Source organism: Pseudorhizobium endolithicum (assembly GCF_902153245.2).
Classification (GTDB): domain Bacteria; phylum Pseudomonadota; class Alphaproteobacteria; order Rhizobiales; family Rhizobiaceae; genus Neorhizobium; species Neorhizobium endolithicum.
On the sequence record NZ_CABFWF030000012.1, the window covers coordinates 407648 to 419291 of the forward strand.

Below are 11644 nucleotides of genomic sequence, written 5' to 3' on the forward strand. Positions count from 1 at the left end.
CGGATGGCTCTCGTGAGGAACCGCCGTCGCGAACGGGGCGTCGACTACTGGCCGGGATTCGTGGACGCGCTCTCCACGCTTCTGCTCGCCATCATGTTCCTGCTGACGGTCTTCGTGCTGGCGCAGTACCTGCTCAGCCGCGAGATCACGGGACGTGACGAGGTTCTCAACCGGCTGAACAGCCAGATCGCGGAGCTGACGGAACTGCTGGCGCTGGAGAAGGGAAACGCACAGGACCTTGAGGACACGCTTGCGAACCTCCAGTCTTCGCTGGCGGTCTCCGAGAACGAGAGATCACGCCTGCAGGCCCTGCTCGACCAGGGCGCAGGCTCCAGCGATGCCGCCAACAGCCGGATCGGGCAGCTGACCGAGCAGTTGAACGAGGAACAGCAGGTCAGCGCCCGCGCGATGAGCCAGATTGAACTGCTCAACCAGCAGATCGCCGCCCTCAGGGCCCAGATCGCCGCCGTGGAGCAGGCGCTGCAGGCCTCGGAAGCGAAGGACCAGGCGTCACAGACGCAGATCGCCGATCTCGGGCGGAGGCTGAACGTGGCGCTTGCCCAGCGGGTGCAGGAACTGAACCGCTACCGGTCGGATTTCTTCGGCCGCCTGCGGGAGATCCTCTCCGATCGCGAGAACATCCGTATCGTCGGCGACCGCTTCGTCTTCCAGTCGGAAGTCCTGTTCCCCGTGGGCGGAAGCGAGCTGGACGAGGCGGGACGCGCCGAAATGGACAAGCTGGCGGCCGCGCTCCTCGACCTGGCGAAGGAAATACCCTCCGAGATCAACTGGGTGCTGCGCGTCGACGGGCATACCGACAATGCGCCGCTTTCCGGTACGGGACGCTATCGCGATAACTGGGAATTGTCGTCGGCGCGCGCGACCTCTGTCGTCAAACACCTGATCGGGCGGGGCGTGCCTGCGAACCGGCTGGTCGCTGCAGGGTTCGGCGAGTTTCAGCCGATCGCGGAGGGTGATGCCCCAGAGGCGAGAAACCAGAACCGCCGCATCGAATTGAAGCTTACCGAGCGCTGATGCCCTCGTGGTCGAAGTCGTGGAACTGGAGGCGTGCCAGCTTCGCATAGAGGCCGCCCTTCGCCACCAGGCTCTGGTGGGTCCCTTCCTCCACGATCCGGCCCTCGTCCATGACCAGGATTCGGTCGGCCTTCAGGACGGTGGCAAGCCGATGGGCGATGACCAGCGTGGTGCGGTCCTTCATCAACCCGTCCAGAGCCTTCTGAACCAGGGTTTCGCTTTCAGCGTCGAGCGCTGATGTCGCCTCGTCGAGCAGCAGGACCGGCGCGTCGCGCAGGATGGCGCGGGCGATGGCGATCCGCTGGCGCTGGCCGCCGGAGAGCGTGACGCCCCGTTCCCCGGCAAGCGTGTCGTAGCCGTCTTCCAGCTTGGAGATGAATTCGTCGGCCTGTGCGGCAATGGCGGCCGCGCGAACGGCTTCCCGGGAGGCGTCAGAACTGCCGAAGGCAATGTTGTCGTGGATGGAGGTCGCGAATATCGTCACGTCCTGCGGCACCATCGCCAGGCGGGCGCGGAGGTCCTTCAGCGAGGCCTCGCGAAGGTCGATCCCGTCCAGCCGCACCGTACCGGAGACCGGATCGTAGAAGCGCAGAAGCAGCGAGAAGATGGTGCTCTTGCCGGCGCCGGAAGGGCCGACCACGGCCACCGTCTCGCCGGGCTGTACCTCGAGCGAAAGGCCGTTCAGGGTGACCGTATTCTCGCGGGAGGGATAGGCGAAGGAGACGTTCTCGAAGCTGACGGCACCCCGCGCTGGTTGGGGAAGAGCGACAGGGGAGGTGGGTTCGCGCACCGCCGGCACCTCGTGCAACAGCTCCGTCAGGCGCTCGGCGGCACCACCGGCCTGCGAGAGTTCGCCCCAGACCTCCGATAGCTGGCCCAGCGCGCTGGCGGCGATGACCGAATAGAGCACGAACTGGCCGAGCGTTCCTGCCGTCATCGAGCCGGCGAGTACGTTCTGAGCGCCGTACCAGAGGACGCCGACAATGCTGCCGAAGACCATGAAAATGGCGAAGCCGGTGAGCAGCGCCCGGGAGCGGATCGCCGCGCGGGCCGCCTCGAAGGCGTCCTCCACCGTTCCGGCATAACGTGCGGTGGCGGCGGCCTCGCCGTTGAAGGCCTGCACGGTGCGGGTTGCGCCGATGGTTTCGGAAGCGAACGAGGAGGTCCGCGCCAGCGTATCCTGGGCGGCTCGCGACCGCTTCCTGACCGAACGACCGAAGGCGACGAGCGGGAAGACGATGATCGGGATGGCGCCGAGCGCCAGGCTGGAGAGTTGCGGGCTGGTATAGACCATCATTCCCACGGCGCCGAGACAGAGGATCGTGTTGCGAAGGGCCTGCGAGGCAGCAGAACCGAAGGCAGACTTGATCTGAATCGTGTCGGCGGTGAGACGCGAAACGATCTCGCCCGACTGGTTGACGTCGAAGAAGGCGGGAGAGAGGGTTGTCACCCGGCCGAAGACATCGCGGCGCAGATCGGCCACCACCCGCTCACCGACGGTGATGACGAAATAGTAGCGCAGCGCGCTGGCCAGGGCCAGAAGGCCGGCAAGGGCGAGCAGCATGCCGAAATAGTTATTGATGAAGCTTCCGTTGGCGGCGGCGAAGCCGTGGTCCATCATGCGGCGGACGGCGAGCGGCAGCGCGAGCGTCGTGGCGGCGGAGAGGACGAGGGCGAAGAGAGCCCCAACGACAAGACCGCGATAGCGGGACAGATAGGGAAGGAGCCTTGCCAACGGTCGGATGGCCTTGCCTCTCGGCTGTCTGTCTTCTGAATGCGCCACTTTACCCCCAGAGCGATCGGACTCTTTTCTGAGACCGGCGCCACTTGTGCTCCCGGCGCCCTTCCTGTATAGGCTCCGCATCGAATTGGGAAGCCGTGGCCAGCCGGTCTGCGGCTTCATTTATTGAAGAGGGTCTGCGATCGCAATTGCGACATATGGACCTCGCAGCGCAGGATTATCGACATGAAGGCTGACATTCATCCCGCATACCACATGATCAAGGTCGTCATGACCGATGGTACCGAATACGAAACCCGCTCGACCTGGGGTTCGGAAGGCGCCACCATGAACCTCGAGATCGACCCCAAGTCGCATCCGGCCTGGACCGGCGGCAACCAGCAGCTCATGGACCGCGGCGGCCGCGTCTCCAAGTTCAACAAGCGCTTCGGCGGCCTCGGCCTCTAAGCCTTTCGAACATCCGAAAAAGACCCGGCGCCCGCCGGGTTTTTTTATGCCTTGTCGCCGGCCCGAACGAAAAAAAAGCAGGCCGAAGCCTGCTTTAAACGTGTCGTCGGAGAAGAGCCAAGCCTTACGCGCTGAAGGCCGTGCGCAGGAGATGCAGTTGTGCGCGCACACCGTTTTCGTTGTCGGGCGTCACCGGGGCATCGTTCGGACGGTAGATTTCCCGGTCGAGAATGGCGACGCGGTTCTGCAGGCGCAGCGAACGCTCCACGAGGTCACGGAAGCCTTCCGGCAGGTCGAGCCAGCCCGGGGCGTTCTTGTCTACATTGAAACCGTCGAGGCGGACCTTGTTCTTTTCGGCCAGAACCTGATCGCGGCTCATCTCGCCGTTGTTGACCGCCCGCTGCAGCAGCAGCCAGGATGCCATCTGCATCAGCCGCGTGGTCAGGCGCATGGATTCGGCGGCATAGAGGACGGATGCCACGCGCGGCAGAACCTTGGAGGCGGTGCGGCCCGGACCGTCCAGATAGCTCGCAGTTTCCTCGACCAGGGCCATGCCCTCGGCGTAGAGCGCCTTGAACTGCGATGAGGCTGCAGCGCGACCCGCAAAATTTACGGTGTTCAGTCCGTGTTCCGACATGACAATCATCCTGCTAACGCATCACATTACAGGCAATGACCGCGGAAGAAGAAAGTTCCGGGGCGCCTCTTGTTGAAGTTAAGATGGGGTTTATAGCCGGAATCCGCAAGCCGTTTCTTAAGGAACGGTTAATACCCACATCTTTGAAAGCGCAGCGGAAAAAGAAGAGCCGCAGAAGCGGCTCTCAAGGTAAAACAGGGAGAAAGTCAGACCTATTCGCCACGAGGTGAAGCCGTCTGAATCCAGGAAGCCCGGATGTTCATCATCATCTATGTTAATGATTAACATCCGGTTAAAGGTAGAAATGATTTACTTTAAAATCCCGATTGAAGACATCAGGATCGAAAGAGACTGTCGGCGGCCCGGCGTCCGGCTGCCTTCTTCTGCCTTTCCTTCTCCAGACGACGGATCTCGCCCTGCAGAAGCGCGATCCGCTCGGCGAGGTCCTCGACCGAAAGGGCGCTGAGATCGCTTCCGATCTCGTGGGAAGCTGGCTTCTTCGGCCGGTCCTCATCGAAGAACGTCATGTCGTCTGCCTCTCCTGTGCCTGGTCGCCGGCGCCGTCGGTAGACGCCCGCGGATTAAGCAGCAGGCTCTCGGGTGTCGTCAAGGAGGGAGCGAGAGCGGGCGAGCCGGCATAGCTGTCGCGATCCTCCACCGGGACCGGCGCCCTGCGTTTGCTGCGGAAGATGGCATAGGCTGTGACGAGGATGTGGGAGAGTGCCGTGACGGCGAAGAGCGCATACGGCCCGAGCCAGGTCATGACAGGACCGCCGAGCGTCGGGCCGATAATGGTGCCGATGCCGAAGAGAAGCAGGAGGCCTCCGGACACCTTCACGAAATCCTCCGGCGCCGCATGGTCGTTCGCATGCGCGACGGCGATCGGGTAGAGGGCGTTCGCAGCCGCGCCGTAGGAGGCGACGAGAATGATGATCGCATAGACGTTGTGGGGCTGGAAGAGGACGAGGGCCAGGCCTGCGGCAGCGGCCAGCCCCGAGAGGGCGGCGAGCACGAAGCGGCGGTCCATGCGGTCGGACAATCGGCCTGCGGGGAACTGCGCGATCGCGCCTGCGAAGATGGTGATCGACACCATGACCGCGATCGTCGCCTGGTCGAGGCCGGCGCGCGCGCCGAACACGGCTGCCAGCGTGCCGTAGGCGCCGTTCGCCGTTCCCACCAGCAGGATGGCGACGAAGGAGACGGGCGAGTTGCGGTAGAGGGCCATCAGGTCGAGCCGCACCCGCTTCAGCGGCTGGGGCGACGCGGCTTTTGAGACGGCGGTCGGGATGATCGCCAGGCAATAGAGGATGCCGCAGATCATGAACAGTACGGGCGTCGCAACATCCGCGAAGGGCACCATCATCTGGCCCCCGACGACGCCGAACAGCGTGATGGAGATGTAGAAGGAGAAGATCGCCCCGCGGCTCTCGTTGGTGGCCCGCTCGTTCAGCCAGCTCTCGATGATCATCGACGTGCCGGCGGTGCAGAAGCCGGTGACCGCGCGCAGGATCAGCCAGGCCGTCTGGTCGACCAGGAGGCCGGTCAGCAGGACGTTGAGGCAGATGAGGGCACCGAACCCTGCAAACGCCCGGACATGGCCGATGCGGCGCACCAGGTTTGGGGCGACGAAGCAGCCAACCACGAAGCCCGTCGCCCAGGTGGTGCCGATCAGGCCGAGGATCTCGTTCGAATAGCCTTCCAGCGAGCCCCTGACCGGCAGCAGGAGGCCCTGCAATCCGTTGCCGAGAAACAGGAAGAGCGTACTTGTCAGGAGCGCCAGGATCGGGAGGAGGTTACGTCGCATCGTTCTTCAGCTTCTTGCGTCCAGCAGGAGGGCCTTTGGAAAGGACACTGGATTATATGTTGCGTCTACCGTCAATCGAGGATTAACGGGCGGTCAGAAACGCGCCGGCCGTATGCGATTCGGTGCGATGCAACTGGTGGCGGGCAAAGATGTCCAGCCTGTGACAGACCTGGGTCCGCGGAGAAATTCATGTCCAAGGCAATCGGCCTGCTTCTGATCCTGGCGATGCTGGTACACATCATCCGGCCGCTCGGCCTGCCGGGCCTGAAGCGCAGGGCCGATTTCTGGAAGGTCGCCGTCGCCGCCATAGTGATCTGGTCGGTGACGCTGCTGGTGAGGGATTTTTCCTAAGCTCTCCCGGACATGGTAAAAGCCGCACCGTTGCCGGCGCGGCTTCGGATGCCCGGTGAAACAAGGGCGCGGCAGGCGGTGGTGCGTTCGCCGTCCCGCTGCGGGCCTTCGATCCGCGTCAGGCCTTGTCGACGCTTGCGGCGTAGATCTGATCGATCGTCTCGGCCAGGCTGGCGTTGAACTCCGCGTCGCTCATCGTGACGCGCAGCTTTTCCGTCAGCGCGCGCGAAAAGCTCGCGATCATGCCACGGTTGCGACTGAGCTTCTCGCAGGCGTCTGCGGTGCTGTAACCGCCGGAAAGGGCGACGACGCGGACGACCGACTTGTGGGCGATCAAAGGGGCGTAGAAATCGGGCACGGTCGGGATCGTCAGTTTCAGCATGACGGTTTCGCCTGCCGGAAGCTTGTCGAGCTGCCCGGCGATCTCGTCGCGGAGAATGGCTTCGGCCTGTTCTTTCGTCGGGCTCTTGATGGATACTTCAGGCTCGACGATCGGGACGAGGCCGTGGCCGATGATTTGCCGCGCCACCTCGAACTGCTGCTGCACGACGGCGGCAATCCCGGCCTTGTCGGCATGGGCGATGACCGAGCGCATCTTGGTTCCGAAGATCCCCTTTTCGCGGGCACGCTTCAGGAGAGCGTCCAGATCGGGCATGGGCTTCATCAACTGGACGCCGCTTTCCTCGGCCTCGAGGCCCTTGTCGACCTTGAGGAAGGGCACGACGCCCCGCTTCTCCCAGAGATAGGAGGGTACCGCCTGGCCGTCGACGTCGCCGTCCATGGTCCGCTCGAAGAGGATCGCGCCGACCACCTTGTCGCCCGTAAACGCAGGCGCGCTCATGATGCGGACGCGCATGGCGTGCATCAGGCGGAACATCTCCTCGTCGCCCTGATAGTCGGACTCCGAAATGCCGTAAAGGCTCAACGCTTTGGGTGTCGAACCGCCGCTCTGATCGAGCGCCGCAATGAAGCCGGGCGCAGAGCTGATCTTGTTCAACATCTTCGCGTCCACCATGTCTCACTCCTATCCCTAAAACGGCGCGATACGCGCCACCTGTTCATCGATGTCGTACGGGCTTGAATTGGCCGATAGCAGATGTAGGGCAGAAGTAAATCGGTGGCTAAATGATTGAAACGATTGAAACGCTTTCAATCGTTTAAAATTTCTAAATTGTTTAAGAGCTGTTGACGAAGGCGCGACGACCGCTATCTGCCGCGCCTTCACGTCCCTGTCTACTTCGTCAAGATCGCGACGCCCGGCAGTTCCTTGCCTTCCATCCATTCCAGGAAGGCGCCGCCTGCGGTGGAGATGTAGGTGAAATCGTCGGCAACGCCGGCGTGGTTCAAGGCCGACACCGTATCGCCGCCGCCCGCGACCGACACCAGCTTGCCCGCCTTCGTCCGTTCCGCCGCATGTCGGGCTGCGGCTACGGTCGCCTTGTCGAAGGGAGGAATTTCGAACGCCCCGAGGGGGCCGTTCCAGACCAGCGTCTGGGCCTTCGAAATCCAGTCGTTCACCTTGTCGATCGACTTCGGCCCGACATCGAGCATCATCGCGTCCGCGGGGATGGCATCGATGCTCACCACTTCGCTGGCGGCTCCCGCCTTGAATTCCCGGGCGACGACGCCGTCGACGGGCAGGACGATCGTGCAGCCGGAGGTCTCGGCCTCGACCATGATGTTCTTCGCGGTCTCGGCGAGGTCGTGCTCGCAGAGCGACTTGCCCACGGAGATGCCGCGCGCGGCGACGAAGGTGTTCGCCATGCCGCCGCCGATCACCAGCGCATCGACCTTCTTCACGAGGTTCATCAGGAGGTCGATCTTGCTCGAGACCTTGGCCCCGCCGACTATGGCGACCACAGGGCGGGCGGGATTGCCGAGACCCTTTTCCAGTGCCTCCAGTTCCGCCTGCATGGTCCGGCCCGCATAGGAGGGCAGGTGATGGGCCAGCCCCTCGGTCGACGCATGCGCCCGGTGGGCGGCGGAGAAGGCATCGTTGACGTAGATATCGCCGTTCCTCGCCAGCGCCACCGTGAAGTCAGGGTCGTTCTTTTCCTCGCCCTTGTGGAAGCGCGTGTTCTCCAGGAGCAGGATGTCGCCGTCCCGCATCTTCGCGATGGCCTCCTCGGCCGGCGCACCGATGCAGTCGGAGGCGAACATGACGGCGTGATCGAGAACCTGCTCCACGGCGGAGGCGATGATCGACAAGGACATCTCCGGCACCGGCGCACCTTTCGGACGGCCGAAATGGGCCAGCAGGATTACTTTCGCACCCTTGTCGGAGAGTTCGGCGATGGTCGGCGCGACGCGTTCGATGCGGGTTGCATCCGTCACCTCGCCATCGGCCACCGGAACATTCAGGTCGACGCGCAGGAGCACGCGCTTTCCGGTGATGTCGGTCAGGTCGTCGAGAGTCTTGAAAGCTGGCATTGAGTGAATCCTTGTCGGCACATGGTCGGGTGGGACCATACTATTCCTGATCTTGCGCGCAAGGCGCGGGACGGCGCGGCTCCCGACCTATTCGACGCTTTGCGCTTCAACCCCGCCCTCCTTCACCGGCTTGCCACGATAGTGCCGGAGCCGATCCCGCACGCGGTGCGCGATTTCCCGCATGTTGATGAAGATCGGCAGGCTGGTCGCCGGCTCCACCGGTTCCAGCGAGATGCCGATGCTGCGGATGGTGTCCTGGTCATCGAGGTCGCGGACGATCAGCACGACGGAGCCGAAGCGGACGCGATCGGCATATTCCGCCTTTCCACCCGACCGCTGCGTGACAAGCTCGGCGATGGTCATGGCCTGCTCGGCCGCCGACAGCAGTCCCGGTCCATAGGCCGCGTCCAACTCCGTGGCGGGACGCGACGGAGAGACGGTGAATATTCCGAAGAAATCTTCGTCGTCCGCTTCTACGGGAATGCGGCTCGCGAACAGCCGGTCCAGCAGCCTGATATAGGGCGCGGTTACGAACAGGTATATCTGGTCGCCCTCCTGCAAGCGCCCGGCATACTGGTAGCGCATGCTCTTGCCGTCCCGGATCACGAGCGACGGCATCGCCCACCGCGGAATGCGCTCCCCGCGCAAGACCGGGCTGTCCTTCATGACGCGATAGGAGACAAGTTCGTGGGTGGATTTGCCGGGCAGGTCGAGTGCGATCTTGTCGATCTCGCCCATCCGCGGCGGGACGATCAACCCGAGCTTCTCCGCCACAGGCTTGATCGTCCAGCCCTGCAGGAGCAGCGACACCATTACGATGATGAAGGCGGTGTTGAAGAACAACAGGCCGTTTTCGAGTCCTCCGATAAGCGGCATGATGGCCAGCAGGACGGAGACGGCGCCCCGCAGGCCGACCCAGGCCACGAAACCCGTTTCCTGCTGCGTGAACTCGAAGGGCAGGAGGCTCAGCCATACCGCCAGCGGCCGGGCGACGAAGACGAGGAAAAGCGCCAGGGCCACGGCGGGCAGGAGGATGGACGGAAACTGCGAGGGTGTCGCAAGCAGCCCGAAGACGATGAACATGATGATCTGGGCGAGCCATGTCAGGCCCTCGTGGAAGCGGGCGATCGACTCGCGCGCAAACATCCTGCGGTTGCCGGCGTAGATCCCTGCGACGTAAACCGCGAGGAAGCCGCTGCCCCCGATCGCTCCCGTGAAGGAGAAGACCAGAAGTGCGAGCGCCAGTGCGAAGATGGGCGCCAGGCTTCGGTCGGAGGTGAACCGGTTGAGGGTCCACACGATCATCATCCCGCCCAGGAAGCCGAAGAGGAGGCCGAGGGACATCTGCTTTACGAAGAGCATCAGGAAATCGGCATCAAGTCCTGCAAAACCTTCGCCGCTGGCCAGTACCTCGACGAGGGCGATGGTCAGGAAGATCGCCATCGGATCGTTGGTCCCCGACTCGACCTCCAGCGTCGATCGGACGTGGTCGCGAATGTTGATGCCGCCGATGCGGAGCAGAAAGAAGACCGCTGCGGCGTCCGTGGAACCGACAATGGAACCGAGGAGAAGGCCTTCCAGCCACGAGAAGCCGAGGAACAGCATGGCGCCGACGGCGAAGATGGATGCCGTAAGGAGCACGCCCACGGACGCCAAGGTGAGGGCCGGCCAGGCAGCTACGCGAAAGGAATAGATCGATGTCCCGAAACCGGAATCGAACAGGATGACCGCAAGGGCCAGAGAGCCCAGCATGTAGGCGAGGGCGAAATCGTCGAAGGCGATCCCCAAGCCGTCGACGCCGGCGGCAAGGCCGATCGAGAGAAAGACGAGCAGCAGTGGCGCGCCGAAGCGGAAGGCGATCAGGCTGGAGAAGGCCGCCGCCAGCACGAGGATCGTGGCGACCAGCAGGAAAATGTAGAACGCCTCCACCATTCCGGTTCTCTTCCTTTGACAGGTCGGCACGCGTCCACGCCGTAACGGGCGATGCACGGGAGCCGCCGGGGCCTCATTTTGTCCGGGATTTCCGCGGGAAGCGGAAGAATCATGCGGACATAGATAAGACGGGAACAAATTCGGCGACAGAAGGGCAGGGCGGAAAAGAAAACGGCGGCCCGGAAAATCCGGCCCGCCGTTCGATGCTGTTGCTCCTGAAAGACTTAGAGCAGCTTGCTCATGGCAACCGCGGTGTCGGCCATGCGGTTGGAGAAGCCCCACTCGTTGTCGTACCAGGTGAGGATACGCACGAGGTTGCCTTCCAGCACCTTGGTCTGGTCGGCGGCGAAGTTCGAGGAATGCGGGTCGTGGTTGAAGTCGACCGAGACGAGCGGCCCCGTGACGTAGTCGAGGATGCCCTTCAGTTCACCTTCGGCGGCGGCCCTGATCGCCTCGTTGACTTCTTCCTTGGTGACGTTGCGCGACGGGATGAACTTCAGGTCTACGACCGAGACGTTCGGGGTCGGCACGCGGATCGCCGAACCGTCGAGCTTGCCCTTCAGTTCGGGAAGCACCAGGCCGACGGCCTTGGCGGCGCCGGTGGAGGTCGGGATCATCGACAGCGCGGCAGCGCGGGCGCGATAGAGGTCCTTGTGCATGGTGTCGAGGGTCGGCTGGTCGCCCGTGTAGGAGTGTACGGTCGTCATGTAGCCCTTCTCGATGCCGAAGGCCTTGTGCAGCACGTAGGCGACCGGCGCCAGGCAGTTGGTCGTGCAGGAGGCGTTCGAGACGACGAGATCGTCCTTGGTCAGCGTGTTGTGGTTGACGCCGTAGACGATCGTCTTGTCGGCGCCATCGGCCGGAGCGGAGACGAGAACGCGCTTGGCGCCGTTGGACAGATGCGCAGACGCCTTTTCCTTCGAGGTGAAGATGCCCGTGCATTCCATCGCGATATCGACGTCGCCCCACGGCAGTTCCTTCGGATCCTTGACCGCGGTCACCTTGATCGGCTTGCCGCCGCCCACCACGATGGAATCTCCCTCCACCCGAACCTCGGACGGAAACTTGCCGTGCACGCTGTCATAGCGCAGCAGGTGGGCGTTGGTCTCGACCGGGCCCAGATCGTTGATGGCCACCACCTCGATATCGGTGCGGCCGGATTCCTGGATGGCGCGCAGGACGTTGCGGCCGATACGGCCAAAACCGTTGATGCCCACTTTCACTGTCATTTCACATACTCCCGCTTGTCTGTCGTAACGTGTGGTTC

General features: G+C 63.4%; 11 protein-coding genes. 3 read left to right on the top strand and 8 right to left on the bottom strand.

Going from position 1 to position 11644, the window contains the following annotated elements:
• The first annotated feature begins 3 nt into the window (after positions 1–3).
• Positions 4–1035, top strand: a complete 1032-nt coding sequence (locus RTCK_RS11800; protein WP_142519829.1) for a peptidoglycan -binding protein — start codon at positions 4–6, stop codon at positions 1033–1035.
• On the opposite strand, the gene RTCK_RS11805 is transcribed toward RTCK_RS11800, so the two are convergent.
• The gene (locus tag RTCK_RS11805; RefSeq protein WP_408004532.1) at positions 1022–2938 is read right to left on the bottom strand and encodes an ABC transporter transmembrane domain-containing protein; all 1917 of its coding nucleotides are present in this window, start codon (positions 2936–2938) and stop codon (positions 1022–1024) included. The two genes, RTCK_RS11800 and RTCK_RS11805, sit on opposite strands and share 14 nt — an antisense overlap.
• A 63-nt stretch (positions 2939–3001) precedes the next feature.
• On the opposite strand from RTCK_RS11805, the gene rpmE reads away from it, so the two are divergent.
• Positions 3002–3223 carry a 50S ribosomal protein L31 gene (rpmE, locus tag RTCK_RS11810; RefSeq protein WP_105374499.1) on the top strand — a complete coding sequence of 74 codons (222 nt, stop codon included), beginning with the start codon at positions 3002–3004 and terminating at the stop codon, positions 3221–3223.
• Between the two features lie 124 nt (positions 3224–3347).
• On the opposite strand, the gene rcdA is transcribed toward rpmE, so the two are convergent.
• The 3 genes from rcdA to RTCK_RS11825 all read right to left on the bottom strand — a co-directional run bounded on the left by rcdA (position 3348) and on the right by RTCK_RS11825 (position 5664).
• Entirely contained in the window at positions 3348–3860 is a 513-nt protein-coding gene (gene rcdA, locus RTCK_RS11815) for a protease adaptor protein RcdA (RefSeq protein WP_142592937.1), read from the bottom strand.
• 335 nt (positions 3861–4195) lie between these two features.
• Positions 4196–4387 (bottom strand): DUF1192 domain-containing protein, encoded by a 192-nt coding sequence (locus RTCK_RS11820; protein ID WP_142592938.1) that lies wholly within the window; start codon positions 4385–4387, stop codon positions 4196–4198.
• Positions 4384–5664 (bottom strand): MFS transporter, encoded by a 1281-nt coding sequence (locus tag RTCK_RS11825; RefSeq protein WP_142592939.1) that lies wholly within the window; start codon positions 5662–5664, stop codon positions 4384–4386. The genes RTCK_RS11820 and RTCK_RS11825 overlap by 4 nt, the downstream gene beginning before the upstream one ends.
• A 189-nt stretch (positions 5665–5853) precedes the next feature.
• Here RTCK_RS11825 and RTCK_RS11830 point away from each other — a divergent pair, with 189 nt between their 5' ends.
• Positions 5854–6015: a hypothetical protein gene (locus RTCK_RS11830; RefSeq protein WP_185927997.1), complete on the top strand. Its 162-nt coding sequence runs from the start codon at positions 5854–5856 to the stop codon at positions 6013–6015.
• A 118-nt stretch (positions 6016–6133) separates the two neighbouring features.
• Here RTCK_RS11830 and RTCK_RS11835 read toward each other — a convergent pair whose 3' ends face one another.
• The 4 genes from RTCK_RS11835 to gap form a co-directional block, all read right to left on the bottom strand.
• Complete coding sequence (locus RTCK_RS11835) at positions 6134–7030, bottom strand: fructose bisphosphate aldolase (RefSeq protein ID WP_142592940.1); 897 nt, start codon at positions 7028–7030, stop codon at positions 6134–6136.
• 218 nt (positions 7031–7248) lie between these two features.
• Positions 7249–8445 carry a phosphoglycerate kinase gene (locus RTCK_RS11840; protein WP_142592941.1) on the bottom strand — a complete coding sequence of 399 codons (1197 nt, stop codon included), beginning with the start codon at positions 8443–8445 and terminating at the stop codon, positions 7249–7251.
• Positions 8446–8532: 87 nt separating this feature from the next.
• Positions 8533–10377, bottom strand: coding sequence for a potassium/proton antiporter (locus RTCK_RS11845; RefSeq protein WP_185927998.1), 1845 nt, complete (start codon positions 10375–10377; stop codon positions 8533–8535).
• Positions 10378–10601: 224 nt separating this feature from the next.
• The gene (gap, locus tag RTCK_RS11850; RefSeq protein ID WP_142519835.1) at positions 10602–11606 is read right to left on the bottom strand and encodes a type I glyceraldehyde-3-phosphate dehydrogenase; all 1005 of its coding nucleotides are present in this window, start codon (positions 11604–11606) and stop codon (positions 10602–10604) included.
• Positions 11607–11644 lie beyond the last annotated feature (38 nt).

Excerpts from the sequence above, each read along its gene's own strand:
- gap (WP_142519835.1), bottom strand. The coding sequence starts at position 11,606 with ATGACAGTGAAAGTGGGCATCAACGGTTTTGGCCGTATCGGCCGCAAC.
- RTCK_RS11805 (WP_408004532.1), bottom strand. The coding sequence starts at position 2,938 with ATGAAGCCGCAGACCGGCTGGCCACGGCTTCCCAATTCGATGCGGAGC.
- RTCK_RS11820 (WP_142592938.1), bottom strand. The coding sequence starts at position 4,387 with ATGACGTTCTTCGATGAGGACCGGCCGAAGAAGCCAGCTTCCCACGAG.
- RTCK_RS11840 (WP_142592941.1), bottom strand. The coding sequence starts at position 8,445 with ATGCCAGCTTTCAAGACTCTCGACGACCTGACCGACATCACCGGAAAG.
- RTCK_RS11845 (WP_185927998.1), bottom strand. The coding sequence starts at position 10,377 with ATGGTGGAGGCGTTCTACATTTTCCTGCTGGTCGCCACGATCCTCGTG.
- rcdA (WP_142592937.1), bottom strand. The coding sequence starts at position 3,860 with ATGTCGGAACACGGACTGAACACCGTAAATTTTGCGGGTCGCGCTGCA.
- rpmE (WP_105374499.1), top strand. The coding sequence starts at position 3,002 with ATGAAGGCTGACATTCATCCCGCATACCACATGATCAAGGTCGTCATG.
- RTCK_RS11825 (WP_142592939.1), bottom strand. The coding sequence starts at position 5,664 with ATGCGACGTAACCTCCTCCCGATCCTGGCGCTCCTGACAAGTACGCTC.
- RTCK_RS11835 (WP_142592940.1), bottom strand. The coding sequence starts at position 7,030 with ATGGTGGACGCGAAGATGTTGAACAAGATCAGCTCTGCGCCCGGCTTC.
- RTCK_RS11800 (WP_142519829.1), top strand. The coding sequence starts at position 4 with ATGGCTCTCGTGAGGAACCGCCGTCGCGAACGGGGCGTCGACTACTGG.
- RTCK_RS11830 (WP_185927997.1), top strand. The coding sequence starts at position 5,854 with ATGTCCAAGGCAATCGGCCTGCTTCTGATCCTGGCGATGCTGGTACAC.